This window comes from Nocardia tengchongensis, from assembly GCF_054781395.1.
Genome location: NZ_BAAGUM010000019.1, coordinates 180,617 through 205,416, shown reverse-complemented (window position 1 = coordinate 205,416; position 24,800 = coordinate 180,617). Strand labels below are relative to the sequence as shown.

Below are 24,800 nucleotides of genomic sequence, written 5' to 3'. Positions count from 1 at the left end.
GGTAACGACCACTAGCGCAGCGGCGGGTTCTCCGGACCGTCGCCGTCGGCGAACCCGGTCTGCTCGGCCAGGAAGCGCTCGAACTCCGCGCCCAGCTCGTCGCCGGTGGGCAGATCGTTCTCACTGGCCAGCAGGCTGGACTGACGTTCCTGGGCGGTGACGAAGCTGTCGTACTGGCGTTCCAGCGCCGAGACCACGGTCTCCACCTCGGAATTGCCCGCGATCTGCTCGTTGACCTGCTCGCGCACCCGCGCGGCGGCGTCGGTGAGCGCGGCCAGCGGTAGCTCCAGACCCGCGTTCTCGGCCACGTTCTCCAGCAGCGTCTGCGCGGCCTCGGGGTAGGCGGTCTGGGTCAGGTAGTGCGGCACGTGCACCGAGAAGCCGACCGACTCGTGGCCGTGCTGGGCCATCCGGTACTCCAGCAGCGAGGAGGCGCTTCCGGGTACCTGCAGCTCACCGGGCCAGCGCTGGTGCTCGCCGACCAGATCCGAGTCCGAGGCGTGCGCGGTGACGCCGAGCGGGCGGGTGTGCGGGATCGCCATGGGAATCGCGCTCAGTCCGATGGTGCGGCGCACGCCCAGCTGTTCGGCTAACAGGCGCACCGCGGTGACGAAGCGCTCCCAGCGCAGATCCGGTTCCAGCCCGGCCAGCAGCAGGAACGGCGTGCCGGCGGTGTCCTTGAGTGCCCACAGGCTCAGTTCCGGCTGGGTGTAGTCGGAGAAGTGGTCGGTCTTGAATGTCATGAGCGGACGCCGCGAGCGGTAGTCGAGCAGCTCGTCCATGTCGAACGAGGCGACCAGTTCGTGCTCGAGGCTGTCCTTGAGATGCGTGGTGGCCAGGCGAACCGCGTGTCCGGCATCGGTGAAGCCCTCGAGGCCGTGCACCAGGACCGGGCCCGCGCCGTCGGCGGAGGACAGCTGCGGAGCCGGGAATTCCAGCTCGTACATTCGCGATTCGTAGTCCATCGCGTACTCCTTCCTGCGTGGCCCACTTTCGCGACCAACCCCATTGTCCCTCATGCCGTTGACAGGCGCGCAGCACCCGCACCGCTGTGCAACACGCCGGACCCGGACCCGCATTCCCGAGGCCCCCGGTACGCGGCGTGGCATTCGGTGTGAACAGCCGATTTTCGGCATAGTGGGCGGCGTGACCCAGCCCTTCCGCACCCCCGAACGCAGTCGCCGCAGGACCTCGTACACGGTGGGGGTCGTGGCGCTGGGCGGGTTGCTGGCGGCGTGTGGGACCTCGGTGTCCGGACATCCGATCGCGGCGCGCGATCCGGCGCCGGTCGCCACCGTGGACAAGGGTCTCTCGGCGCTGCTGCCGGATCCGTCACAGTTTCCGTCGCGCTACACCGCGATCGTGCTGTCGCCCGAGACGGCGGCCCAGGCCGCGAATGATCTGGAGGGGTATCTGCCGGGGGCGCAGGTGGATCCGAGCACCTGCGCGCCGGTCGCGCCGACGTCCGGGCCTGCCGTGGAGGTGGGCACCGACGACCATGGCCAAGCCACGCTCACCGTGGTCCTCACCCGATCCGGCAAGCCGCTGTCGGCCCTGCGGGAACAGTTGCAGCGCTGCGGGACCGTGCGGGTCGGGCACACCGGGGTGACCTCGGTGGTCACCACACAGCTGGATCCGCCGCCGCCGGTCATCGCCGACGACTCGCTCGCCCTGCGTCGCACGGTGGGCGCCGAGAACAATGCGCCCGGCCTCACCCGGACCATGCAGACGCTGGTGGGCCAGGTCGGGGACGTGCGGGTCGCGGTGACGTACATGACCTCCGGGACCACGTCCGACACCGCGGCGCTCGACACCCTGTTCACCGCGGCGGTCCGCAAGGTTCGCAAGGGCTGACGGGGGAGGGAGCCGACCCCCTGCCTTCTCGGCTCCCGACCCGAATCAGCAGGCCGGAAGCGGCGTGTTCGAACCCGAAGACGAACCGTTGCCCGAACCCGATCCCGCCGAACCACTTCCACCCGAGCCGGTGCCCGAACCGCTGTCGCCCGAGCCGCTGGCCGAGCCGGCGCCCGAGGAGCCGCCGGACGCGGAGCCCGGGAGCAGCGAGGAGATCGGCGGGCAGGTGCCGCCCTTGCCGACGATGTAGACGGTCTGCACCGTGGACACGCCCTGCCGGACGCCGATGGTGTACGTGCCGTCGTTACCCGGGTGCCAGGGCAGGTTCGCGGCCGCGCCGGCGCCGTACGAGGTGGGGGTGAGGGTGCCTACGACCGCGCCGTTGACCAGGAAGTCGACCGGGCTCAGCTGGTCGGAGCCGCCGAGGGAGGCCTGGATGACGCAGCCGTCGGCCACGCTGCAGGGCTTGTCACTGGTGAGGCCGGCGACCTGGATGCCTTCGATGGAGGCTCCGGCGGGCGCGGCCAGGATCGAGCCGGCCACCAGGGCGAGCGCGGCAGCCGCGCCCGCACCGACGGCCGAGCGTCGCAGATCGGGGGAGAGCTGATTTCTCACGGGTAATCCTTTCGGCGCGTTGAAGGGGTCGCGCCGGGCGGACTGTAACAGTGGCGGACTGTGAAAGTTCACGAAATCGACACTGCTGCAACGTGATTCGATTTTCGCATAACTGGGCAGCGGTTACTCGCCGGTACGGTAGCGCCGCACCAGTTCCGCGCCCAGGCGCGCGAGTTCGGCGCGCACCGATTCCGGCTCGATCACCTCGACCGCCGCGCCCCAGCCCGCCAGCTGCTGCGCGATCATCAGCGGCGTCGGCGCGGTGACGCGAGCCCGCACCCGCCCGTCGTCGGCCGGGCCGTCCAGGATGCAGTGCCGCCCTTGCTGTTTGCGCAGCACCGGCGCCAGGTCGGCCTGGATCAGCACCGTCGCCGCCAGCGTCGAGCGCTGCCGTTCGACCTGCTCCACCACCTCCGACCAGGCCGCCGACAGATCGAAATCCTGCGGCCGGAAGGCGATCTCGCCGGTGGGCTCGACCGTCGCGATCCGGTCGACCCGGAAGGTCCGTTGTCCGCGTTCGGTTCCGGCCACCAGGTACCAGATGCCGTCCTTGTCGACCAGGCCCCACGGATCGACCACCCGGTGGGTCCGCTGTCCGCCGCGGTCGTAGTCCATCCGGATCCGGTTGCGGCGCACCACGGCTCGTTGCAACTCGGCCACCATCGCCGGAGCCTGTTCGTCGGCTTCGCCCCAGCGGGCCGGGTCCACCACGATCGCGCCCGCCGCCGCCTCGGCCGCACCGCGGAACGGTGGCGGCAAGGCGCGCAACAGTTTCCGCAGCGCGGACTTGGTGGCCGGGTTCGCCGTGGTCACCGGGCCGAGCAACAGGAACAGGGCCTGGGCCTCGGTGGCGGTGAGACCGCTGAGGTCCGTGCGCGCCCCGCCGACCAGTGCCCAGCCGCCGCCGCGTCCGGGCTGCGGATAGACCGGGATGCCGGCCGTGGACAGGGCCTCCAGGTCTCGGCGCGCGGTCGCCACCGACACCTCGAGCTCGGCCGCCACCTCGGCGGCGGTCACCCGCCCCCGGGTCTGCATGAACAACAGGGTCGCTACCAGACGGTCCGCGCGCATGCCCGGAATTCTGCCCGGAAAAGTGCTCATTCGGTGAGCACTTTGCGCGTGATGATGGATTACGAACCGAGCATCACCGACCGAGGAGAACGACCATGCTGCGTGGAATGGCCACCGTCAACTACTTCGCCGACGACCTCGAGGCCGCCAAGGACTGGTACCGCGAACTGCTCGGCGTCGAACCGTATTTCGCGGTGCCGGGCGGGTACTACGAGTTCCGCATCGGTGACTACCAGGCCGAACTGGGCATCATCGCCAAGAAGTTCGCGCCCTCGCACCCGGATCTCCCGGGTGGTCAGATCGTGAACTGGCACGTCGACGACGTCGCCGCCACCTTCGCGCGGCTGCTCGAGCTGGGCGCCACCGTGTACGAGCCGATCATCGAACGCGGTGAAGGCACCGGTTTCGTGACGGCGTCGGTGGTGGACCCGTTCGGCAATGTCCTGGGCATCATGTCCAATCCGCACTACCTGGCGATCCTGGCCGAGTCCCGGGCCGGCTAGGCGCTTTTCAGTGCATGCACGTGATCTCCTTCCGGCGCCGGTGACCACCGGTGCCAGGCGGACAGTAGCAGTGCGAAACCGCCGGGGCGGTCAAAATGAAATGAATACATTTCACGTTTGCGTCCCGAGGGTTCGGGGCGGAGGTCGCGGCCGGGTCGACCCGCGGGCGGGCGCACGATAACAACGGGCACCGACAGATCCGGGCCGCGAGACCCCGGGCCACGCCGAGTAGTCCACGGCGCGCGTCCCGACGACATGAATCATCCACAGCCCCGGCAAAACCCGAGGTCGCCGATCCGGCCTCGGGGACGGGCCGGCGCACGCTCGACGGCATGAACGCACCCATCGATCCCACCGCGCCCTTCGAACCCGATCGCCCCGACCCGGCCGCCGACCCGCCACCCGAGGACCCCGGCCACTGCGGGGACCGGCTGCGGGCTCCCGGCGATCTCATCGCCGCGGTACCGGCCATGCTCGGTTTCATGCCCGTGCGGTCGCTGGTGGTGACGGTGCTGCGGGCCGACGACGAATCGCCCGGCGCCGCGGCGGTCGAGGTGCTGACTCGGATGGATCTGGACAACCCGGGCCGATCCGCGACCGGGGTGCTGGTCGAGCGGGTCGCGGGCATCTGCGTGCGGCACCGGGCCGTCGCGGCCCTGGCGCTCGTGGTGGACGACCGCGCGACCGAACCGCACGGGCGGCACGCGGGCGTGCGGGCCCGTAAGCACGGGGATCTGATTGCGGCGCTGGAACATCGGCTGGACGCCGATGCCGTGCCGCTGGCCGGGGCCTGGGCGGTGCAGGCCATCGGAGCGCGACTGCCGTGGTGGACGCTGTCGGGACCGTGGTCGCGGGGGCTTCAGCACGATCCGGCGACCTCGCTGGTGACCGTCCGGCACGTCCTCGACGGCCGGCCGCTGCGCGGCTCCCGGCGGGAGCTGACCGATGTCCTCGCCGTCGACCCGGTGGCGCGGGACGCGACCGCCGCGGCCCTGGAGATCGCGGCGACCGCGTCGGCCCGGCGGCTGGCCCGCCTCGTGCGGCACGGTGATCCGCGGGTGCAGTTGCGGTTCGAGCTGTGCCGAGTGCTGCGCTATCTGGAGCGAGTCGAGGCCGGGGCCCGGCTCACCCCCGCGGAGATGGCGGATCTGGCTGTGGCCCTGCGGGATCCGGCGCTGCGCGACATCATGTACGGTCTCGCGCCCGGCCCGCACGCCGACGGCGCGGAGGTGCTGTGGGCGCAGCTGGCCCGGGCGCTGCCCGACCCCGATCGCGCCGAAGCGGCGGCGCTGCTGGGCTATTGCGCGTACGCGCGCGGCGATGGACCGCTCGCCGGGGTGGCCTTGGACGCCGCGCTGAGATCCGATCCGCAGCATCGGATGGCGACGCTGCTGGAACTGGGGTTGCAGACCGGCATGCCGCCGGAGCGGTTACAGCGGCTCGCAGACTCCGGCCGGGAAACGGCCGCCGATCTCGGCGTCCGCCTCGGGCCGGAGTCGCGGTGACGAGGGCTGCGGTGACGCGGGCTCAGCGCGCGCTGTGCGCGCGCTCGCCCAGGGAACGCAGGAAATCCCAGGCGTCGGAGACGATCTCGTCGAGATCGGTGTGCTCGGGCCGCCAGCCGAGTTCGGCGATGGCCTTGGCACTGGAAGCGATCAGCACGGCCGGGTCACCACCGCGGCGCGGCGCGTCCACCACATCGATCGGCAGGCCGGTCACCCGCGCGCAGGCCGAAATGACCTCGCGCACCGAGAAACCGGTGCCGCTGCCCAGATTGAAGATGCGGTGCGTGCCCGGCTGCGACTGCTCGAGCGCCTTCAGGTGCGCCTGCGCCAGATCGAGGATGTGGATGTAGTCACGCACCGCGGTGCCGTCGGGCGTCGGGTAGTCGGTGCCGAACACCGAGATCGACTCGCGATGACCCAGCGCGGTCTGCAACACGAGGGGGATGAGATGGGTTTCCACCACACGGTTCTCGCCGAGCCCGGCGTAGGCGCCGGCCACGTTGAAGTAGCGCAGGCTGGTCGCGGCCAGTCCGTACGCGGCGGCGTACGAGGTGATCGCGTAGTCGATGGACAGCTTCGACGCGCCGTAGGGGTTGGTCGGCGCCTTGGGAGCGTCCTCGACGATCGGCACCTGCTCGGGCTCGCCGTACACCGCTGCCGTGGAGGAGAACACGAGCTTCGGCGTGCCCGCCGCGCGCATGGCCTCGAGCAGGGCGAGGGTCTTGACCACATTGCCGTGCCAGTACTTCTCCGGCGCCACCACCGATTCGCCGACCAGCGACTGGGCCGCGAAATGCAGCACCCCGTCGAAGGATTCGGCGGCGATCAGCTCGGCGCCGACGGTGGCGATATCGCCCTCGACGAACTTGGCGCCACCGGGAACACCGTCGGCATTGCCGGTGGACAGATCATCGACGACGACGACCTCGTGGCCGTCCTCGAGCAGCACCTGCGCGCAGACGCCGCCGACGTAGCCGGCGCCGCCGGTCACCAGAAGTTTCACGTATCAGACCAATTTCACCTGGACGGCGTGCGCCATCTCGTCGGACAGTTCGAATCCCTCGTGCCCGGGCACCGAGATGACCACACCGCCGGGCTTGTTCTCCACGGTGACGCGCGCGTCGGGCACCACACCGGCCTGCCGGAGCTGGTTGATGGTCTCCGGTTCGGTCTGGATGTGCTCGGACAGCCGGCGCACCACCACGGCCTGGGCCTGCCCGGTCGGCAGATCGCTGAGCCGGACCAGCTTCTCCTCGACACCGCTGCCGGACGTGAGACCCAGTTCGTCCAAGCCCGGAATCGGATTGCCGTAGGGGGAGGTGGTGGGGTGGTTGAGCACCTCGACCAGGCGGCGCTCGACCTCCTCGCTCATCACGTGCTCCCAACGGCACGCCTCGGCGTGCACGTTCTCCCAGTCGAGCCCGATGATGTCGACCAGCAACCGCTCCGCGAGCCGGTGCTTGCGCATCACGGCGACCGCCATGGCGCGGCCCTTCTCGGTCAGTTCGAGGTGGCGATCACCGGCGACGTTCAGCAGACCGTCGCGCTCCATCCGCGCGACCGTCTGGCTCACCGTCGGGCCGCTCTGCTCCAGACGCTCGGCGATGCGCGCACGCAGCGGCGTGACGCCCTCTTCCTCGAGGTCGTAGATGGTACGGAGGTACATCTCCGTGGTGTCGACCAGATCCTTCACCTGTTAAACCCCTTCGTCGGCACGAATTCTACCCATGCGCGGCGGCTACACCGGGCGACAGCTTATTTCGCGAACGCACAGTCAACAGCCAGGACGGGCAGCGTGTTCCCTGCAGGTTTCCTCGCGGCGTCCCGCGCGCGCACAGCGGTGCGCCAAGCCTACGAACTCGCGCGACGCATTAGCGTGGCAGGTATGCCTGGCTCCGCTGGTGGTGACCCGAACCCCGCAGTCGATGGAACGGTCGTCTGGACCGATCGATTCCTCGACTACACCTGGACCCCCGAGCATCCGATGCGGCCGGTCCGGCTGCAGTTCACCATGGCGCTGGCCGAGGGGCTGGGGCTGCTCGACGGTGTGGAGCGGCTCACACCCGTCGCGGCCGGTGAATCGGAACTGCTGCGGGTGCACACCCACGACTACATCGAGGCCGTCAAGCACGCTCGGCAACCGTCGGGCGCCGCGCCCACCGCGCCGCCCTTCGGGCTCGGCTCGGCGGACAACCCGGTCTTCCCGCACATGCACGAGGCGGCGTCGGTGATCGTGGGCGGCACCCTGGCGGCCGCGCAGGCCATCGCGGCCGGACGCACCCGGCGGGCGGTGAGCATCGGTGGTGGCATGCATCACGCCATGCCGGGCTCGGCAGCGGGGTTCTGTGTGTACAACGATGTAGCGGTGGCGATTTCGTGGTTGCTCGACAACGGTTTCGACCGCATCGCCTATCTCGATGTGGACGTGCACCACGGTGACGGGGTGCAGCGGGTGTTCTACGGGGACCCGCGGGTGCTGACGGTGTCCATCCATCAGCATCCGGCGACGCTGTGGCCCAACACCGGATGGCCGGAGGAGACCGGCATGGGCGCTGCCGAGGGCACCGCCATCAACCTGCCGATCATGCCCGGCACCCGGGACTCGTTGTGGCTGCGCGGCTTCCACGCCGTGGTTCCGGGAGCCCTGGCGGCGTTCCGGCCGCAGATCGTGATCAGCCAGTGCGGCGTCGACACCCACCGCGAGGATCCTCTCGCGGATCTGGAACTCAGCATCGACGGCCAGCGCGCGGCCTTCATCGCCATGCGTGAGCTCGCCGACCGCTACGCCGAGGGCCGCTGGCTGGCGGTCGGCGGCGGCGGGTACGGCCTGATCCGGGTGGTGCCGCGGGCCTGGACCCACCTGCTGGCCACCGCATTGGACCGCACCATCGAGCCGGCCACCGCGACACCGCTGGAATGGCGTGAACAGGTCGGCCGGTACGCGCCGATGGTCGCGGTGCCCGAGACCATGGGTGACGGCGCCGACACCAGCTTCGCGCGCTGGGACGGACCCGGCGGCGGTCGCGACACCGGCGACGAGCGCGTCGACCGCGCCCGGCGGGCCCTCGACACATCCGTATTGGCAACGCGCCGGGCAAGTTTCGGACTGCTCGGCCTGGATCCGGAGGATCCCCGTGACTGACCCCGCCGACTCGCCCTCGGTTTCCGGCAACGGCCAGGCGGCCGCCGAGGGCGGCGCGCCCCCGGCTGCCGCCCCGCCGCTGCCGCCCGACACTCCGGGCACACCGGTGAATCCGCCTCCGCCGCCGGAGCATTGGTTCGCCGACGTGCTGGCCTCCGACGGCGGCGTGGTCGGGCTGCGGCCGATCACCCCCGAGGACGCGCCGGCCCTGGAGCGCTTCCACACCGCGCTCTCGGATCGCACCCGGTATCTCCGCTACTTCGGTCCGTATCCGCGCATGACGCCCAAGGACCTGTACCGGACCACGCACGTGGACTACCGGGATCGGGTGGGTCTGGTGACCGAGCTCGGCGACGAGATCATCGCGGTGGGCCGCTACGAGTACCTGGCCGATCGCCCGGGACCGCGCGCGGCCGAGGTGGCGTTCGTGGTGGCCGACGAGCATCAGGGGCGTGGGCTGGGCTCGATCCTGCTCGAACATCTGGCGGGCGCGGCCGCGGAGAACGACATCGAGACCTTCGTGGCCGAGGTGCTGGCCGAGAACAACGCCATGGTGCAGGTGTTCCGCGACGCCGGCTATCAGGTGCAGCGCAGCCGCGACGGGTCGGTGCTGCACCTGGAGTTCGCCATCGACCCCACCGAGGCGCTGCTGTCGGTGCGGGATTCGCGCGAGCGGGCCTCGGAGGCGCGCAGCGTCGGGAACCTGTTGTCGCCCAAGTCCATCGCGGTGATCGGGGCCACTCCCTCCACCAGCCGGGTGGGCGGCGCGGTGCTGGCCAACCTGCTCTCGGGGGCCTATCAGGGGCCGGTGTTCCCGGTGAACCGCAACCGCACCGCGGTGCGCGGGGTGCGCGCGTACCCGACGGTGCGCGACATCCCCGACGAGGTCGATCTGGCGGTGATCGCGGTGCCCGCCACCGAGATCGGGTCGGTGCTCGACGACTGCATGGCCAAGGGCGTCAAGGGCCTGGTGGTGCTGACCGCCGGTTTCTCCGAGACCGGTCCGCACGGCTATCAGGCCGAGCGCGAGCTGGTCGACGCCGCCCGGGCGCACGGCATGCGGGTGGTGGGTCCGAGCGCGCTCGGCATCGCCAACACCGATCCGTCGATCGCTTTGAACGCCACCCTCGCGCCGGTGCTGCCGGGCCGCGGGCGGATCGGATTCTTCTGCCAGTCGGGTCCTTTGGGCGCGGCCATCCTGGGTGAGGCGGCGGCGCGGCAGCTGGGACTGTCCACCTTCGTCTCCGCCGGCAATCGCGCCGACGTGTCCGGCAACGACCTGCTGCAGTACTGGGACAGCGATCCCGACACCGATGTGGTGCTGCTGTATCTGGAGACCTTCGGCAATCCGCGCAAGTTCTCCCGCATCGCGCGCCGGGTGGCGCACACCAAACCCATTGTGGCCGTGAACAGCGGCCGCAACACCGCGCGGGTGGACGGGGATCAGGACCTGGATCGCTCGCTGGTGCGCAATCTGTTCGCGCAGGCCGGGATCATCCAGGTCGACTCCATCACCGAGCTGTTCGACTGCGCCATGCTGCTGGCCTATCAGCCGCTGCCCGCGGGGCCGCGGCTGGCGGTGATCGGCAACAGCGCGGCGCTGAGCTGGCTGGCGGTCGACGCGGCGCGCGGCGAGGGGCTCGCGGCGGGCGAGCCCATCGACCTCGGACCGCAGGCCGGTCCGGCGGACTATCTGACCGCGGTGGCCGGCGCGGTCACCGATCCGTCCGTGGACGCGGTCATCGTCATCTACTCGCCGCCGGTGCCCGCGGCGGTCGCCTCCTTCGCCGAGGCGATTCGCTCGGGCGCGCAATCGGATCCGGCCACCCCGGTGCTCACCACCTTCGTCGCCGATCAGGGCATGCCGAATCTGCTGGCCACCCGCGGGCTGGGCGGCATTCTCGAACGCGGATCCATTCCCTCCTACGGCGATCCGGAACGGGCCGCGCGGGCACTGGGGCGGGCGCGGCGCTACGCCGAGTGGCGCACCCGCCCGCTCTCACCGATAGCCAGGCCCGGCGGAGTGGACACCGCCCGGGCGCGGGAACTGGTGGCGGAGTGGAACTCCGGCGACACCACCCGATGGATCACCGATCTGCAGGCGGCGGAACTGCTGGGCTGCTACGGGATCGGGGTGGTGGAGTTCCGGGAGGTGCTCGACGCCGACGCCGCGGTGGCGGCCGCCGACGAGCTGGGCTTCCCGGTGGCCGCCAAGGCGACCGGCGAGATCTGGCGCAACCGGCCCGATCTCACCGGCGTGCGGCTCGACCTGTGGCGCTCGGACGCGGTGCGCCGGGCCTTCACCGACCTGGCCGAGATCTCCGGCAATCCGGTGCACATCCAGCGCATGGCCACCAAGGGCGTGGGCTGCACCTTCCGGGTGCAGGACGACCCCTCCTTCGGTTCGGTCATCAGCTTCGGCCTGTCGGGCACCATCATCGATCTGCTCGGCGACCGGGTGTACCGGGCGCTGCCGCTGACCGAGGCGGAATCGGCCGAACTCATCGACGCCCCGCGCGCGGCCCCGCTGCTGTCGGGCACCGTCGGCGGCCGCGATATCGGCAAGCCGGTCGACAAGGGTGCGCTGGCCGAACTGGCGCAACGGATCTCGGCGCTCTGCGACGACCTGCCGGAGGTGCGGGAGTTGCAGTGCGAGCCGGTACTGGCCTCGCCGGAGGGCGCCGCGGTGCTGTACGCGCGGGTGCGGATCGGGCCGGAACCCAACCGGTTCGACATCGGGCCGCGCCGGATGGGTTGAGCAACACCCCGGTCGAGTGGATCGGGCAGTGACCGAACGTCGGAGAGGTGAAGTAGTGCAGGCGAATCAGATCGAGACAGCGACCGCGCCACTGCGCGACGACATCCGATTCCTCGGCGGAATCCTGGGCGATACCATTCGCGACCACGAGGGCGCGGAGATCTTCGACCTGATCGAGCGGGTCCGGGTGGAGGCGTTCCGGATTCGCCGTTCCGAGGTCGAGCGCAGTGCGGTGGCCGACATGCTCCGCGATGTCGACATCCGCACCGCCATCCCGGTGATCCGCGCCTTCAGCCACTTCCTGCTGCTGGCCAATCTGGCCGAGGACCTGCAACGCGATCGCCGGCGCGCGGTGCACATCGCGGCGGGGGAGCCGCCCCAGGACTCCAGCCTGGCCGCCACCTACCGCAAATTCGACGACTTCGGACCCGATGGGGAGGTGGTCGCCGACCTGCTCACCGACGCGCTGGTGTCGCCGGTCATCACCGCCCATCCGACCGAGACGCGCCGGCGCACCATCTTCGACGTACAGGGCCACATCACCGAGCTGATGCGGCAGCGCCAGCGCTACAACAAGTACGAGCCCGAGTTCGCCGAACTCGAGATCGACATCCGCCGCCAGGTGCTGCAACTGTGGCGGGCGGCGCTGATCCGGTTGGCGCGCTTGCGGATTCAGGACGAGATCGATGTGGGCCTGCGCTACTACGACCTGACCTTGTTCGATGTCATCCCGCGCATAAACGACCAGGTGCGGGCCGCGCTGCGGTCCCGCTGGCCGGGCCACGACCTGCTGGCGCGGCCGATCCTGCGGCCCGGCTCCTGGATCGGCGGCGACCGCGACGGCAACCCCAACGTGACCGCCGACGTGGTGCACCGCGCCACCCACCGCGCGGGCGCGATGGCCTTCGAGCGGTATCTGAGCGCGCTCGTCGAACTGGAGAAGACGCTGTCGCAGTCGGCGCGGCTGGTGCCGGTGACCCCGGAGCTGTCGGCTTTGGCCGACGCCGGATTCGACGAGTCGCCGCAGCGCGCCGACGAGCCCTACCGGCGCGCGGTCCGCGCGATCCGGGCTCGGCTGAGCGCCACCGCCGCGCGGGCGCTGGGCGAGATCCCCGCCGACGGTATCGATGCCGGCGCGCAGCCCTACGTCGGTCCGGGGGAGCTGCTGGCCGATCTGGGCGTGGTCGACGCGTCCATGCGGGCCTCGGGTGACGGGCTGCTGGCCGACGACCAGCTGGCCACCCTGCGAGCGGCCGTGGAGACCTTCGGTTTTCACCTGCAGGGCCTGGACATGCGCCAGAACTCCGAGACCCATGAGCAGGTGGTGGCCGAGCTGTTCGCCTGGGCCGGAGTGCATTCCGACTACGCCGCACTCGACGAGACCCAGCGCGTGGCGCTGCTGTCGGCCGAGTTGACCACGCGCCGTCCGCTCGTCGGTCCGAACGCGCGGTTGAGCGAGCTGGCAGCCAAGGAGCTGGGCGTGGTGCGCGCGGCCCGGACGGCGCTCGACGATCTGGGGCCGGACACGGTGCCCAACTACATCATCAGCATGTGCACCTCGGTCAGCGACATGCTCGAGGCCGCATTGTTGTTGAAGGAGGCGGGAATTCTCGATCCGGGTGACGCGGACACCGCGCCGTCGAGTCCGGTCGGGGTGGTGCCGCTGTTCGAGACGATCGACGACCTGCGCCACGGCGCCGACATCCTCGCCGCCGCTCTCGAGGTGCCCGCCTATCACCGACTGGTGGCCGCGCGCGGCATGCAGCAGGAGGTGATGCTCGGCTACTCGGACTCCAACAAGGACGGCGGGTATCTGGCCGCCAACTGGGCGCTCTACCGCGCAGAGCAGAATCTGGTGGAGGTGGCCCGCAAGACCGGAATCCGCTTGCGGCTCTTCCATGGTCGCGGCGGAACCGTCGGCCGTGGCGGCGGCCGCAGCTACGACGCCATCCTGGCCCAACCCGCCGGCGCGGTGCGCGGCGCGTTGCGCCTGACCGAGCAGGGCGAGGTGATCTCCACCAAGTACGCCGATTCCGGTACCGCCTACCGCAATTTGGAGGCACTGGTCGCGGGCACGCTGGAATCGACCCTGCTCGACGTGGAGGGTCTGGGCGCCGATGCCGAGCCCGCCTACGAAATCCTGGACGAGCTGGCCGAATCCGCGCGTGTGGCGTACTCGAAGCTGGTCCACGAAACGCCGGGCTTCGTCGAATACTTCCGGGCGTCCACCCCCGTGGCGGAGGTCGCGGACCTGAATCTGGGCAGCCGCCCCGCCTCCCGCAAACCCACCGGCTCGGTCTACGACCTGCGCGCCATCCCGTGGGTGATGGCCTGGAGTCAATCCCGGGTCATGCTGCCCGGCTGGTACGGCACCGGAACGGCTTTCGAGCAATGGGTCGGCGACGACCCCGAACGGCTGGCGACCCTCTCCGACCTGTACCGCCGCTGGCCGTTCTTCAATACGGTCATGTCCAACCTGGCTCAGGTGATGGCCAAGGCGGACATGGACATCGCCGCCCGCTACGCCGACCTCGTCCCCGATGAGGCGTTGCGCGACACCGTCTTCAGGATGATCTGCGACGAGTTCGCCCGCACCGCACGGATGCACGCCGCCATCACCGGAGCCGACGAACTGCTCGCCGACAACCCGGCGCTGGCGGAGTCCATTCACAACCGCTTCCCCTACCTGGAACCGCTCAACCAACTCCAGGTCGAGCTGCTACGCCGCCGCCGCGCGGGGGACACCTCCGAACTCGTCGAACGCGGCATCCTGCTCACCATGAACGGCCTGGCCACGGCCCTGCGCAACTCGGGATAACCGATCCGATCGCCGATCCGCTGCCCCGGAAAGCTGGGGCAGCCCAACAAAATGGAATCCTCATGCTTCACGTTCTGTGAACGTTAGTGTTCGTGAAACCCCGGAGGCGGGGTCCACGAACAGGAGATTCAGATGAGTGCGAGTACGACGTCCCGCCATGGGATCGGCTGGGGCGCAGCGAGTGTGATGGTGGCGGCGATGCTGGCCGGCTCGGCGGTCGCGTCCGCGGCTCCGGTCACTTCCGCCGACGGCATGCTGAGCATGGAGGTCTTCCCGCCCGCCGGCGGCTATGTCGTCGGTGCGCAGGCCGGAATTCAGGCGTCGATCGTCGGCTCACTGCTGAACACCCCGCAGTCGAAGGTGACCTTCAGCGACAACGGAACTTGCTTCAAGGCATTCTTCCCCGGCATGGACGCCTCGGGTGTCGGCGCCGTGTGGGTGCCCACCACCGCCGGCACCCACACGATTACGGCCACCCAGTACGGCAGGACGGTTTCGCAGACCGTCACCGTCGCCGCCGCGCCTGCAGGCACGCCCAAGCCGACTCCGGATGCTCCGGGTTGCCGCGGCGGCGGCAGCATCGGCATCGGTGACCTCAACTTCTGACCGTCGAGTCCTGGAACGCTCCTCCGCCCGGTCGGGGCGTGGCCCTCAGGCGGTGAAGGCGGTGCGGTGGTCGCGCACCCAGTCGGCGTACGCGCGGGGCGCGCGGCCGAGGACCTGCTCGACATCACCGGTGACGACAGCGTTCCCGCCATCGCGGACGAACGCCTGACCGGCGAGAGCGCCGTCGGCGAACTCCTCGGACATGCCCGACTCCAGCATGAATTCGCGTGCCGCGTCGAGCGGGATGTCGGCGACGGCGATCGGGCGATCCAGGGCGGCGGCGAGCGCGGCGGCCTGCTCGTGGGTGGTGAGGGCCGCGGGGCCGGTGAGAGTGTAGATCCGGCCCGAATGCTCGTCCGACAGCAGTGCTTCCGCCGCCACGGCCGCGACATCGCGCGGATCGATCACACCCTGCGCTCCGGTCCCGGTCATGTTCGGGACCGGTTGCCCGGCCCGGATCGGGGCGATCCAGCTGCGCGTGTTCGAGGCGAAACTGCTGGGCCGCAGGATCGTCCACGCCACCCCGCTGTCCTGCACCGCCTGCTCACCGGGCAGGTGCCAGGTGCCGACGCGACCTAGTTCCGGATCGCCGGTGCCGATCGCGGAGAGCTTCACCAGGCGCTGGACTCCCGCGTCGCGGGCCGCGGCGACCAGGGCGCGATCCAGCTCCACGTAGTCGGGACCGAGCAATCCGACCAGGAACGCGGCCTCCGCGCCGGCGAAGGCCGCGGCCAGAGATTCGGTATCGGCGTAATCGCCGCGGACCACCTCGACTCCGGCGGGCACCCGTGCCTGCTCCGGATCCCGGCTCACCGCACGGACTTTCACTCCCCGCTCGGACAACAGACGGACGACTTCACTGCCGATGGTGCCCGTGGCACCGGTGATAACGATCATGTCCATCACCCTGCCGCCGCGCACCGGCCGGGACATAGGAAAAACCGGCACAGCCGGGGCCGTGGAAGCTGCCTAGAGTGGATTCGGTGACCACCGCGCAAACCCTGGCCCCCGCCATGTCCGCCGAGGACCTCGAGCGCCGCATCGCCCCGTCCGCCGGGCTGCGGCCGTGGATCACCGAGATCGCCCACATCCCCACGGTCGAGCCGGGTCCGGTGACGTTCACCCACATTCCGCAGGCGGCCACCACCATCGTGTTGCGCCGCGAGGAATCCGGTCGCCGGGACGCCTGGGTGCTGGGCCCGCGTACCCGCGCCACCTACGCCCACCCGGAACAGCCCGCGGGTTGCACCCGGATCCGGCTCGCGCCCGGAGCGTCGCAGCCGCTGCTGGGTATCGCGGCCGCCGAGCTGACCGATCGCGTAGCGCTGTTGTCGGAGCTGCCCGGTCCGGCGGGCGATCTCGCCGACGCGCTGCTCGCGCTGGACCCGGAGCAGGTGACGGCCTTCCTGGAAGCCGAACTCCCGCACCGGCTCACCGAGGACCCCGTCCGCCGCGACCACCGCCGATTGCTGAATTCGGCGGTGACCGCCATGGACACGACCGCTCCGATCGGCGATCTCGCCGCCGACCTGGCCGTCTCCGAACGCCAGCTGCGCAACCTGTTCACCGCCGGAATCGGCCTGTCTCCCAAGCACTACGCCCGCATCACCCGCCTGCGCCAGGTCCTGGCCGCCGCGGGCAACACCCCGTGGTCGGACGTGGCACACACCTCCGGCTACTACGACCAGTCCCACCTGAGCGCGGATTTCCGTTCGCTCATGGGCGTCGCGCCGACCGCCTACTTCCGCGGCGACATCCCGGCGCCGACCCCGTGCCAGACCCTGTCCCGGTTCTAGCCCGATCCGAGCGGCGCAATCCGGTCAGGGCAGGGTGATCAGCGGCTGGGTTTCGCCTGCGGGCCAGAGGGATTCGATGACGGCGGTGAGCCGGATGCGCGAGTCGCCGAGGCTACCGGTGAAGACGCGCCGCCCGGCGGAGCGTCACGCAGGTCGGTGGCGACCCGGGGCCGGGCACGGAAACGCCGACCGACTCTGCTCGCCCGGAGGGGACGGACTGGGGAGCGGAATCGGCCGGCGGAATCGGGCCAGCGCCTCGAGATGGCCCGATGACCGAGGTGGAGCCGGGCAGGGGGACCGGCTCCACGGGGTCGGAATTACGGGGACTAGCTGGCGTAGGCGCGCAGGCGGTCGGCGCGCTCGCCCTTGCGGAGCTTGGACATGACTTCGCGCTCGATCTGGCGAACCCGCTCGCGGGAGAGCCCGAAGAGCTTGCCGATCTGATCCAGGGTGCGGGGCTGGCCGTCGTCGAGGCCGTAGCGCAGGCGGATGACCTGCTGTTCGCGCTCGTCGAGGGTGGCCAGCACGACGCGCACGTCGCGGTGCAGCAACCCCGCGATGACCGCGCTCTCCGCGGAGGTGGCCTCGGAGTCCTCGATGAAGTCGCCGAGGGGAGCCTCTTCGTCATTGCCGACGGGCATGTCCAGCGATACCGGGTCGCGGCTGTGGTCGAGCAGATCGGCGATCTTGTCGACCGGAATGCCGGACTCGCGCGACAGTTCCGCGTCGGTCGCCTCGCGGCCCAGCTGCTGGTGCAGCTCACGCTTGATGCGGGCCAGCTTGTTCACCTGTTCGACCAGGTGGACGGGGAGGCGGATGGTGCGGGACTGATCGGCCATGCCGCGGGTGATGGCCTGACGGATCCACCAGGTCGCGTAGGTCGAGAACTTGAAGCCCTTGGTGTAGTCGAACTTCTCCATCGCGCGGATCAGACCCAGGTTGCCCTCCTGGATCAGGTCCAGCAGCGGCATACCGCGGCCGGTGTAGCGCTTGGCCAGCGACACCACGAGGCGGAGGTTCGCTTCGAGCAGATGCTGGCGGGCGGACTGACCTTCGCGAACCAGGATCGCCAGATCCTTCTTCTTCGCGGCGGACAATCGCTTGCTCGTCTCCAGCAGGTGCTGAGCGTAGAGGCCCGCCTCGATGCGCTTGGCCAGCTCGACCTCGTCGGCCGCCGTGAGCAGCGCCGTCTTGCCGATCCCGTTCAGGTACACGCGTACCAGGTCGGCGGCGGGGCTGGCGGCATCGAGGTCTTGTTCGCTGGTGCGCACGTCAGTGGTGGCGGGGCTTGTCATGACTTGCCTCCTGTCGGTGGTGTCTCGCTCCGTACAACGGGCCCGACTTCAGGAAAGTTCCCCGCCGGAGCCCCGGTAAACCGCATCTGAGCTGCGGTTTTTACGGCGCACGGCTGAGAAGTTCCTGAGAAGCGCGCGGTGCCGGGAACACGCGCCTCCGGCGGAGGGCCCCTCGGTGTCCGGGTGGTTGCCATCGCCGAACTCGAACTTCCTGACGCGACAATCGAATACGTGTGAACGGGCCTTGCGCGGGGTGTCGTCAAGCGAGTACGCGATAAAACGAAACGGGGTTCGACCGCATTCCCGCCTCCGACCGGATCGGTATCCGCGCGACATGTGATCGTGACTGACCTCACCGCCCGTCAGTGCCGGTTTCCTGCGGAAACGCCGACGGCCGCCGGGGAATGCCCGGCGGCCGTCGAAGGAAAGCTCTCAGCTGGGATGCACGAGGCCGTGGCGGACCAGCCCGGCCACCACGGTCATGACCGCGGTCTCGAATTCGGGGGTCGCGGCGTCCCCGGTCTCGCTGAAGGCCAGCAGCTCGACGAGTTCCCGCAGCGGAAGGCCGTCGGGTCGCATGCCCGCCAGCAGTGCCGCGGTGGTGTCGTCGACCTCGTGCTGCCAGCGCGGCCCGTCGCCGCGGTGCAGCCGGGCCACCGCCTGTGCCCAGCCCTCGTCGCCGGGCAGGTAGACCCGTTCGAGCGCGGTGGCCGGATCGACCCGGTAGCGCGAGTCGAGGATGAGGTCCGGGTCGGCGGCCGCGGCCCGCAGCCACGCCGAGCGCTCGAAGTAGGCCAGGGCCTCCGGGCCGAGCGGATCGTCGAAGCCGTGGGTGAGGTCCTCGGCGAGCAGTTCGGTCGGGCCGTCGATGGCGCGCAGGTAGACGAAACCGAAGCCGATGCCCTCGACCCCGGATTCGCGGAAGGCGTCGAGCCAGCGTTCGGCGCGGGCCTGGGCGGCGGGCTCGCGCGGGTCCAGTCCGGCGTCGCGCAGCCAGGTTCCGACGTAGAGGGCCGGATCGGCGACGTCGCGCTGCACGATCCAGGCGTCGATGCCGTGGTCGGGCAGCCAGCTCGCGACGCGGCTGCGCCAGTCCTGGCCTTCGAGGTGCACCCAGGACGCCAGCAGAGCGGCGGTGCCGCCGGGCGCGAGCAGGTCCGGGATGCCGGAGATGACGAGTTCGCTCGCGCCGTCGAGGGCCAGGCCGGAGTCCCGGTAGGTGTGCTCGACCCGGGCGGGCCCGACCACGAACGGGGGATTGGCCACCACCTGATCGAAGCGGCGGCCCGCGACCGGCTCGAACCAGGAGCCTTCCAGCAGCTCGATCTCGAGGCCGTTGAGCGCGGCGGTGGCCTCGGCCAGCCAGATGGCGCGCTTGTTCACGTCGGTGCCGGTGACGGTGCGCCCGTAGGCGGCGGCGTGCACGGCCTGCACGCCGCAGCCGGTGCCCAGATCCAGCACCGTGCCGGTCTTCGCGGTCGGGGTGGCGCGCAGCAGCGACAGCGAGGCCTGGCCGACGCCGAGCACGTGGTCGGCGTCGAGGCTGCGCCGGCGCATGGAGTCGTCGAGGTCCGACAGCACCCAGCGGGTGCCGTGGCCGAGGTCGATGGGCCGCAGGTCCAGGGCGGCGCGGACCTGGTCGCCGTCCTGTTCGAGGAATCCGGCCGCGACGGCGCGGTCGATGCTCACGGGTGAAAGGGCCGCTGCCGCTTCGGGTTCGGGGATCGGGTCGCCGAGCAGCAGCAGTCGCACCAGGGTGCCCAGGTCGCCGAGTTCGGCGGCCGCGCGCCGGACGGGGACGGGTTCGCCGCGGCCGAGGGCGGCGTGGGCGGTGTCGCCGAGCGCCTCCAGCAGGGTGTCCGCGTCGTAGCGGACGCGGGTCAGCGCCGCGCGTAGGTCGGGCGCGAGGTCGGCGAGCAGGGACGAGGTGGTCGTCTGATTCGTCGGCATGCCCGGAACTCTGCCACCGCTAGCTGTGGGCATCCGGCGGTGGGCCCGGTTCGGCGGTCCGGAGCCGGGTGATGCGCGCGGCCGGAACCGAAGAAACCGGTTGGTTGCTGGCCGCCGAGTGGCCCGAATCCCGGCTCACTTTCCGATCAATTCATGATCTCACCTGCGGTTATTCGCCATTGTCACAACCACTTTCGTTGCTACTGTGACCGGCATCACCAGGAGGTATCGCAGTTGACAACTGAAACCCAGACCGGCGGACCGGATCCCGACTGGCCCCAGGCCTTCGACAGCCCCGAGTTCCAGCGGCTGCGGCGTCGCTTCCGCCGCTTCGTCTTCCCCATGACCGCCCTGTTCCTGGCCTGGTACGCGCTGTACGTGCTGCTCGCCGACTACGCGCACGGCTTCATGTCGCACAAGGTGGGCGGCAACATCACCGTCGGCCTGATCTTCGGCCTGCTCCAGTTCGTCTCGACCTTCGTCATCACCGGCCTCTACGTCCGCTACGCCGACCGCACCCTCGACCCGATCGCCGAGGGGATCCGCGCCGAACTGGAAGGAGAGACCCGATGACCACCTATCTGGCCGCCGCCGTCGAGGGCAGCCGTCCCGGCCTCAACATCACCATCTTCGCGATCTTCGTCGCCATCACCCTGGGGATCGTGGTGTGGGCCAGTCGCGACAACCGCACGGCCGCGGACTATTACGCCGCCGGGCGCGCCTTCTCCGGCCCGCAGAACGGCATCGCCATCTCCGGCGACTACCTGTCCGCCGCCAGCTTCCTCGGCATCGCCGGGGCCATCGCGGTCTACGGCTACGACGGGTTCCTCTATTCCATCGGATTCCTGGTGGCGTGGCTGGTGGCTTTGCTGCTGGTCGCCGAATTATTGCGCAACACAGGGAAATTCACGCTCGGTGACGTGCTGGCCTTCCGTATGCGGCAGCGGCCGGTGCGAGCGGCGGCCGCGACCTCGACGCTGGCGGTGAGTCTGTTCTATCTGCTCGCGCAGATGGCGGGCGCGGGCGTGCTGATCTCGTTGCTGCTGGGCGTGTCCGGTTCGGCGGGACAGAATCTGGTGATCGCGGTGGTCGGCGCGATCATGATCGTCTACGTGCTGGTGGGCGGGATGAAGGGCACCACCTGGGTGCAGATCGTGAAGGCGGTGCTGCTGATCGGCGCGGCCGCGGCCATGACCGTGTGGGTGCTGGGCCGCTACGACTTCAACTTCTCCAGCCTGTTGCAGGACGCGGTGAACCACGGCGGCAAGACCGGCGCCAAGCTGCTCGAGCCGGGTGTGCGCTACGGCAAGACCGGCACCAGCAAGCTCGACTTCCTTTCCCTCGCACTGGCTCTGGTGCTGGGGACGGCCGGGCTGCCGCATGTGCTGATGCGGTTCTATACGGTGCCGACGGCCAAGGAGGCGCGCCGGTCGGTGGTGTGGGCGATCGGGCTGATCGGGGTCTTCTACCTGTTCACGCTGGTGCTCGGCTACGGCGCGGGCGCGCTGGTGGGGCCGGAGAAGATCGCCAAGGCGCCGGGTAAGGAGAATGCCGCCGCGCCGCTGCTGGCGTTGGAGCTGGGTGGGCCGGTGCTGCTGGGATTCGTTGCGGCCGTGGCGTTCGCGACGATTCTGGCGGTGGTCGCGGGGCTGACGATCACGGCTTCGGCGTCCTTCGCGCACGACGTGTACGCCAACATCATCAAGCGCGGCAGTGGCGAGAACAAGGACAGCGAGGTGCGGGTCGCGCGGATCACCGCGGTGGTGATCGGGGCGCTGGCGATCGTGGGCGGCATTCTGGCGAAGAATCAGAATGTGGCGTTTCTGGTGGCGCTGGCGTTCGCGGTGGCGGCCTCAGCAAACCTACCGACCATTTTGTATTCACTGTTCTGGCGGCGCTTCAACACCGCCGGCGCACTCTGGAGCATCTACGGCGGACTGGCCGTCACCATCGTGCTGATCGTGTTCTCCCCGGCGGTCTCCGGGGCGCCCACCGCCATGATCAAATCCCATGACTTCCACTGGTTCCCGCTCGCCAACCCGGGCCTGGTGTCCATCCCGGTTTCGTTCGCTCTGGGCTGGCTGGGAACCATGCTGTCGAGGGAGCACGACGACGGCAAGTACGCGGAGATGCAGGTGCGGTCTCTGACCGGCGTCGGAGCCGAAAAGGCTGTGCAACACTGATGTCCGAATTGATTGGCGGAAAGTTCGCTGAAAAGCGTTTCAGAATTTCAAGATCAACAATTTGAAGATCAAAAATACTGCCCCGCAACGAGGTTGGGCTGTGTATGCTATTGATCATGCACGGCCCCACTACGAGGTGGGATGACGGCGAGGCGGTGTCGTATTGGACCTCAACAAGCTCCGGATGCGGAGAGCGACTGCAATTGCAATCGCTTTCGGTGTACTGGCATTGATGGTCACGGGTGCGTTGGATCGATTGTTGCTGGGTGTTTTCATGGCCACCGGTCTCACGCTCGGCTGGGTGAATGCCCGGCTCACCTGGATGTCCATCGTGCGCATCACTGATGCGGAAACTCCCAGCAAACAGAAATTGGCGCTGTCTTCGGCGTCCCGATTGATCATCCTGACCGGACTGTCGATTCTGGTGGCATTCCTGACCCGTCCCTACGGCGTCGGAATCTTCTTCGGGCTGGCGGTCTTTCAGCTGATCCTGGTTCTCCATACCGCTCTGCCCGAGGTGAAAGGTCTTCGACAGCAGTCATGAGCATCTACGCGATACTGGCCGCCGAGGAACCCTCGGGTGAGGCCAAGATCCACGTCGGCGATCACGCCCAGGCGCACCTGCTGGGCATGACCTTCAATGTCGACACCATCGTGTCCACCGCGGTGGCCGCGCTGATCGTGCTGGGGCTGGCCTTCTACCTGCGGGTGAAGATCACCTCGGGGGTGCCCAACGGGGTGCAGCTGTTCTTCGAGACCATCACCGTGCAGATGCGCTCCCAGGTGGAGACCGCCATCGGCATGAAGGTCGCGCCGTTCGTGCTGCCGCTGGCGGTCACCCTGTTCACCTTCATCCTGTTGTCGAACTGGTTGTCGGTCTTGCCCGTTCAGTACGGTTCGGGTGAATTGATCGCGCCGCCGGCGTCGGACTTCAACTTCACGCTGGCGCTCGCGCTGTTCGTGTTCCTGCTCTATCACGCCGCGGGCGCGTGGCGGCGCGGTCCGGGCGGGCACGCGAAGCAGTTGCTCAAGGGCCACACCGGCTGGGGTCCCATGGTTTTCATCAATGTGGTCGAGGAAATCGCCAAACCGTTGTCGCTCTCGTTGCGACTTTTCGGCAACATGTTCGCGGGCGGCGTCATGGTTTCGGTGATCACGTTGTTCCCGTTCTGGATCAGCTGGGGTCCGAATGCCGTCTGGAAACTCTTCGACCTTTTCGTCGGAGCGATTCAGGCATTCATCTTCGCCCTGCTGACCATCCTCTACTTCAGCCAGTCGATGTCGCTGGAGAGTGAAAACCACTGAGCGGCTGCAGTCGTTCAGCGTTGCATCAATTTTTTTTTCACAAAGGAAGTGAACAATGGCAGACCCAGCAACCGCGAGTATCGTCCAAGGCGCCCTCATCGGCGGCGGCATCATTCTGGCGGGCGGTGCCATCGGCGCGGGCATCGGTGACGGTCTGGCCGGCGCGGCGTTGATCAACGGCGTCACCCGGCAGCCGGAGGCGGAAGGCCGCCTGCGCGTGAACTTCTTCCTGACCGTCGGTCTGGTCGAAGCGGCATACTTCATCAATCTAGCGTTCATGGCATTGTTCGTATTCGCTACTCCCGGTAAGTAGACGTCATCATGTCTCCCAGAACGGATGTGGAGGCCGCGGGGAACTTCCTGGTTCCCAACGGCACCTTCGTCGCCGAGTTATTGATCTTCCTGATCGTGCTCGCAGTCATCTGGTTCTTCGTGGTTCCGCCGATCCGGAAGGTGCTGGCGGAGCGGGAGGCACGTGTCGAGGTCACGACGGCAACCGCCAAGGAAGCCAGCGAAACCTTCGCCGAAGCCGAGGCGCGCTACGAGTCCGCGCTCGAGAAGGCCCGTGCGGAAGCGGCCGACATCCGCAACCAGGCACGGGCCGAGGGACGGGCCATACTCGACGAAATGCGCGGCGAGGCCCAGAAAGAGGCCGACCAGATCGTGGCCGAGTCCACGGCGCACCTGCGCGCCGAGGCCGACCAGGTCGCCGCCGAACTACGCGAAGCCGTCGAACCACTCGCTCAGGACCTGGCCGGCCGGGTCCTGGGCGGGAACGATCGTGCCCGGACCAGTGCGGGCCAGCAGAGAGGCAGGGGGTCTGCATGATCCTCACCGATACCCATCTCGCCGAGGGTATTTACGACATCACCTTCGATTGGCCCGTTTTTCTCAGCCAGCTGTTCGGCTTCGGTGTCATCGTCTGGTTTGTTGTGAAATACGTTGTGCCACCGGTGAAGCGGATCATGAACAACGCCCAGGACCAGATCCGCCGGCAGCTCGAGGAGAGCGACGCGGCGGCCGACCGGCTGGCCACCGCCAAAGCCGCCTACGACAATGCCGTCGCCGAAGCCCAAGCCGAACTCGAGCGCATGCGCGAGGAGGCTCGCGCCGACGCCGACCGCATCATTCTCCAGATGCGCGAGGCCGCGGCGGCCGAAGTGGAGCGGGTCCGCAAGCAGGGCCGCGATCAGATCCTGCAGTACCGCAGGCAGATGATCCGGGATCTGGAACAGGATCTGGCGGCCGCCATGCTCGCGCTCACCGAGGAGAAGGTGCGCGAGCAGATCGGGTCCCCGCAGTCGCGGGCCGACAGCATCGAGAGGTTCCTCGAAGATCTGGAGGCCCTGGCCAATTCCGGCGAGGCGCGGCGGCTGCCGCAAACCGAGCGGAAATGACC

Annotated in this window: 23 protein-coding genes; 15 read left to right on the top strand and 8 right to left on the bottom strand. The window is 69.2% G+C overall.

What is annotated here, in order from left to right; genetic code table 11:
* Positions 1-11: 11 nt before the first annotated feature.
* Positions 12-965 carry a proteasome assembly chaperone family protein gene (locus ACYVKL_RS36550; protein ID WP_379173009.1) on the bottom strand — a complete coding sequence of 318 codons (954 nt, stop codon included), beginning with the start codon at positions 963-965 and terminating at the stop codon, positions 12-14.
* Between the two features lie 181 nt (positions 966-1,146).
* Here ACYVKL_RS36550 and ACYVKL_RS36545 point away from each other — a divergent pair, with 181 nt between their 5' ends.
* A complete protein-coding gene (locus ACYVKL_RS36545; protein WP_379173007.1) occupies positions 1,147-1,854 on the top strand; it encodes a sensor domain-containing protein in 708 nt (235 codons plus the stop codon).
* Positions 1,855-1,899: 45 nt separating this feature from the next.
* Here ACYVKL_RS36545 and ACYVKL_RS36540 read toward each other — a convergent pair whose 3' ends face one another.
* Together ACYVKL_RS36540 and ACYVKL_RS36535 are read right to left on the bottom strand one after the other, a co-directional pair.
* A complete protein-coding gene (locus ACYVKL_RS36540; protein WP_213556639.1) occupies positions 1,900-2,469 on the bottom strand; it encodes a hypothetical protein in 570 nt (189 codons plus the stop codon).
* 123 nt (positions 2,470-2,592) lie between these two features.
* Entirely contained in the window at positions 2,593-3,540 is a 948-nt protein-coding gene (locus ACYVKL_RS36535) for a helix-turn-helix transcriptional regulator (protein ID WP_379173004.1), read from the bottom strand.
* Positions 3,541-3,635: 95 nt separating this feature from the next.
* On the opposite strand from ACYVKL_RS36535, the gene ACYVKL_RS36530 reads away from it, so the two are divergent.
* Both ACYVKL_RS36530 and ACYVKL_RS36525 read left to right on the top strand, forming a co-directional pair.
* Positions 3,636-4,043 carry a VOC family protein gene (locus ACYVKL_RS36530; RefSeq protein ID WP_357194794.1) on the top strand — a complete coding sequence of 136 codons (408 nt, stop codon included), beginning with the start codon at positions 3,636-3,638 and terminating at the stop codon, positions 4,041-4,043.
* A 332-nt stretch (positions 4,044-4,375) separates the two neighbouring features.
* On the top strand, positions 4,376-5,548 hold the full coding sequence (locus tag ACYVKL_RS36525) for a DUF4192 domain-containing protein (RefSeq protein WP_379173001.1): 1,173 nt from the start codon (positions 4,376-4,378) through the stop codon (positions 5,546-5,548).
* A 22-nt stretch (positions 5,549-5,570) separates the two neighbouring features.
* Here ACYVKL_RS36525 and galE read toward each other — a convergent pair whose 3' ends face one another.
* Both galE and ACYVKL_RS36515 read right to left on the bottom strand, forming a co-directional pair.
* A complete protein-coding gene (galE, locus tag ACYVKL_RS36520; RefSeq protein WP_357194799.1) occupies positions 5,571-6,551 on the bottom strand; it encodes a UDP-glucose 4-epimerase GalE in 981 nt (326 codons plus the stop codon).
* 3 nt (positions 6,552-6,554) lie between these two features.
* Complete coding sequence (locus ACYVKL_RS36515) at positions 6,555-7,241, bottom strand: iron-dependent transcriptional repressor DtxR (RefSeq protein WP_357194802.1); 687 nt, start codon at positions 7,239-7,241, stop codon at positions 6,555-6,557.
* Between the two features lie 192 nt (positions 7,242-7,433).
* Here ACYVKL_RS36515 and ACYVKL_RS36510 point away from each other — a divergent pair, with 192 nt between their 5' ends.
* The 4 genes from ACYVKL_RS36510 to ACYVKL_RS36495 all read left to right on the top strand — a co-directional run bounded on the left by ACYVKL_RS36510 (position 7,434) and on the right by ACYVKL_RS36495 (position 14,872).
* Positions 7,434-8,690 (top strand): acetoin utilization protein AcuC, encoded by a 1,257-nt coding sequence (locus ACYVKL_RS36510; RefSeq protein WP_379172998.1) that lies wholly within the window; start codon positions 7,434-7,436, stop codon positions 8,688-8,690.
* Positions 8,683-11,448: a bifunctional acetate--CoA ligase family protein/GNAT family N-acetyltransferase gene (locus ACYVKL_RS36505; protein ID WP_379172996.1), complete on the top strand. Its 2,766-nt coding sequence runs from the start codon at positions 8,683-8,685 to the stop codon at positions 11,446-11,448. Before ACYVKL_RS36510 ends, ACYVKL_RS36505 begins: the two co-directional genes overlap by 8 nt.
* Before the next feature lie 55 nt (positions 11,449-11,503).
* The gene (gene ppc, locus ACYVKL_RS36500) at positions 11,504-14,266 is read left to right on the top strand and encodes a phosphoenolpyruvate carboxylase (RefSeq protein ID WP_379172994.1); all 2,763 of its coding nucleotides are present in this window, start codon (positions 11,504-11,506) and stop codon (positions 14,264-14,266) included.
* A gap of 132 nt (positions 14,267-14,398) precedes the next feature.
* Positions 14,399-14,872 carry a hypothetical protein gene (locus ACYVKL_RS36495; protein WP_379172991.1) on the top strand — a complete coding sequence of 158 codons (474 nt, stop codon included), beginning with the start codon at positions 14,399-14,401 and terminating at the stop codon, positions 14,870-14,872.
* 45 nt (positions 14,873-14,917) lie between these two features.
* Here ACYVKL_RS36495 and ACYVKL_RS36490 read toward each other — a convergent pair whose 3' ends face one another.
* Positions 14,918-15,769, bottom strand: a complete 852-nt coding sequence (locus ACYVKL_RS36490) for an NAD(P)H-binding protein (protein ID WP_379172989.1) — start codon at positions 15,767-15,769, stop codon at positions 14,918-14,920.
* A gap of 86 nt (positions 15,770-15,855) precedes the next feature.
* Between ACYVKL_RS36490 and ACYVKL_RS36485 the strand changes: the two genes are divergently transcribed.
* On the top strand, positions 15,856-16,668 hold the full coding sequence (locus ACYVKL_RS36485) for a helix-turn-helix domain-containing protein (RefSeq protein WP_379172987.1): 813 nt from the start codon (positions 15,856-15,858) through the stop codon (positions 16,666-16,668).
* A gap of 326 nt (positions 16,669-16,994) precedes the next feature.
* Here ACYVKL_RS36485 and ACYVKL_RS36480 read toward each other — a convergent pair whose 3' ends face one another.
* Together ACYVKL_RS36480 and ACYVKL_RS36475 are read right to left on the bottom strand one after the other, a co-directional pair.
* Positions 16,995-17,963 carry a sigma-70 family RNA polymerase sigma factor gene (locus ACYVKL_RS36480; protein ID WP_213556631.1) on the bottom strand — a complete coding sequence of 323 codons (969 nt, stop codon included), beginning with the start codon at positions 17,961-17,963 and terminating at the stop codon, positions 16,995-16,997.
* A 432-nt stretch (positions 17,964-18,395) separates the two neighbouring features.
* Positions 18,396-19,913, bottom strand: a complete 1,518-nt coding sequence (locus ACYVKL_RS36475; protein WP_379172984.1) for a DUF7782 domain-containing protein — start codon at positions 19,911-19,913, stop codon at positions 18,396-18,398.
* Positions 19,914-20,147: 234 nt separating this feature from the next.
* On the opposite strand from ACYVKL_RS36475, the gene ACYVKL_RS36470 reads away from it, so the two are divergent.
* The 7 genes from ACYVKL_RS36470 (at position 20,148) to ACYVKL_RS36440 (ending at position 24,798) form a co-directional block, all read left to right on the top strand.
* Positions 20,148-20,486 carry a DUF485 domain-containing protein gene (locus ACYVKL_RS36470; protein ID WP_379172982.1) on the top strand — a complete coding sequence of 113 codons (339 nt, stop codon included), beginning with the start codon at positions 20,148-20,150 and terminating at the stop codon, positions 20,484-20,486.
* Positions 20,483-22,096: a solute symporter family protein gene (locus ACYVKL_RS36465; protein WP_379172980.1), complete on the top strand. Its 1,614-nt coding sequence runs from the start codon at positions 20,483-20,485 to the stop codon at positions 22,094-22,096. Before ACYVKL_RS36470 ends, ACYVKL_RS36465 begins: the two co-directional genes overlap by 4 nt.
* 163 nt (positions 22,097-22,259) lie before the next feature.
* A complete protein-coding gene (locus ACYVKL_RS36460; protein ID WP_246597935.1) occupies positions 22,260-22,640 on the top strand; it encodes a hypothetical protein in 381 nt (126 codons plus the stop codon).
* Positions 22,637-23,401: a F0F1 ATP synthase subunit A gene (atpB, locus tag ACYVKL_RS36455; RefSeq protein WP_213556628.1), complete on the top strand. Its 765-nt coding sequence runs from the start codon at positions 22,637-22,639 to the stop codon at positions 23,399-23,401. Before ACYVKL_RS36460 ends, atpB begins: the two co-directional genes overlap by 4 nt.
* Positions 23,402-23,456: 55 nt before the next feature.
* On the top strand, positions 23,457-23,714 hold the full coding sequence (locus ACYVKL_RS36450; RefSeq protein ID WP_040810042.1) for a F0F1 ATP synthase subunit C: 258 nt from the start codon (positions 23,457-23,459) through the stop codon (positions 23,712-23,714).
* An 8-nt stretch (positions 23,715-23,722) separates the two neighbouring features.
* Entirely contained in the window at positions 23,723-24,229 is a 507-nt protein-coding gene (locus ACYVKL_RS36445) for a F0F1 ATP synthase subunit B (protein WP_379172978.1), read from the top strand.
* Positions 24,226-24,798: a F0F1 ATP synthase subunit B family protein gene (locus ACYVKL_RS36440; RefSeq protein ID WP_379172976.1), complete on the top strand. Its 573-nt coding sequence runs from the start codon at positions 24,226-24,228 to the stop codon at positions 24,796-24,798. Before ACYVKL_RS36445 ends, ACYVKL_RS36440 begins: the two co-directional genes overlap by 4 nt.
* Positions 24,799-24,800 lie beyond the last annotated feature (2 nt).

Excerpts from the sequence above, each read along its gene's own strand:
- ACYVKL_RS36550 (WP_379173009.1), bottom strand. The coding sequence starts at position 965 with ATGGACTACGAATCGCGAATGTACGAGCTGGAATTCCCGGCTCCGCAG.
- ACYVKL_RS36535 (WP_379173004.1), bottom strand. The coding sequence starts at position 3,540 with ATGCGCGCGGACCGTCTGGTAGCGACCCTGTTGTTCATGCAGACCCGG.
- ACYVKL_RS36530 (WP_357194794.1), top strand. The coding sequence starts at position 3,636 with ATGCTGCGTGGAATGGCCACCGTCAACTACTTCGCCGACGACCTCGAG.
- ACYVKL_RS36525 (WP_379173001.1), top strand. The coding sequence starts at position 4,376 with ATGAACGCACCCATCGATCCCACCGCGCCCTTCGAACCCGATCGCCCC.
- ACYVKL_RS36510 (WP_379172998.1), top strand. The coding sequence starts at position 7,434 with ATGCCTGGCTCCGCTGGTGGTGACCCGAACCCCGCAGTCGATGGAACG.
- ACYVKL_RS36495 (WP_379172991.1), top strand. The coding sequence starts at position 14,399 with ATGAGTGCGAGTACGACGTCCCGCCATGGGATCGGCTGGGGCGCAGCG.
- ACYVKL_RS36490 (WP_379172989.1), bottom strand. The coding sequence starts at position 15,769 with ATGATCGTTATCACCGGTGCCACGGGCACCATCGGCAGTGAAGTCGTC.
- ACYVKL_RS36480 (WP_213556631.1), bottom strand. The coding sequence starts at position 17,963 with ATGACAAGCCCCGCCACCACTGACGTGCGCACCAGCGAACAAGACCTC.
- ACYVKL_RS36475 (WP_379172984.1), bottom strand. The coding sequence starts at position 19,913 with ATGCCGACGAATCAGACGACCACCTCGTCCCTGCTCGCCGACCTCGCG.
- ACYVKL_RS36465 (WP_379172980.1), top strand. The coding sequence starts at position 20,483 with ATGACCACCTATCTGGCCGCCGCCGTCGAGGGCAGCCGTCCCGGCCTC.
- atpB (WP_213556628.1), top strand. The coding sequence starts at position 22,637 with ATGAGCATCTACGCGATACTGGCCGCCGAGGAACCCTCGGGTGAGGCC.
- ACYVKL_RS36450 (WP_040810042.1), top strand. The coding sequence starts at position 23,457 with ATGGCAGACCCAGCAACCGCGAGTATCGTCCAAGGCGCCCTCATCGGC.
- ACYVKL_RS36445 (WP_379172978.1), top strand. The coding sequence starts at position 23,723 with ATGTCTCCCAGAACGGATGTGGAGGCCGCGGGGAACTTCCTGGTTCCC.
- ACYVKL_RS36440 (WP_379172976.1), top strand. The coding sequence starts at position 24,226 with ATGATCCTCACCGATACCCATCTCGCCGAGGGTATTTACGACATCACC.